The organism is Pseudoalteromonas sp. 0303 (assembly GCF_013349995.1).
Lineage (GTDB): Bacteria > Pseudomonadota > Gammaproteobacteria > Enterobacterales > Alteromonadaceae > Pseudoalteromonas.
This window is the reverse complement of record NZ_JABVXF010000198.1, coordinates 1-278: the sequence shown is the minus strand read 5'-3', so window position 1 is coordinate 278 and position 278 is coordinate 1. Positions and strand designations below refer to the sequence as shown.

Below are 278 nucleotides of genomic sequence, written 5' to 3'. Positions count from 1 at the left end.
GATGGCCAAACTGTTACTGTTATTATCAGCGATGGTACAAACCAAGTTGAAACCACGGCGCTTGTGCAAAACGGCGAATACGTTACTGATCCGATTGATGCCAGCGCATTAAACGACGGCACACTCACCGCTACAGCAAGCGTGTCAGATTTAGCGGGTAACCCTGTAAACGCGCAAGATAGCGTTGAGCTTGATAACACTGCCGCCATTACCACAAGCATTGATAAAACAGCCGATGGCGTTATTAACGGTAACGGCGAAAGTGCAGCCATTGTTGT

At 48.2% G+C, this 278-nt stretch carries 1 protein-coding gene; it reads left to right on the top strand.

The annotated features are described in order from the left end of the window. On the top strand, positions 1-278 hold a 278-nt coding region (locus HUS62_RS23755; RefSeq protein WP_175081248.1), incomplete at both ends, for a hypothetical protein.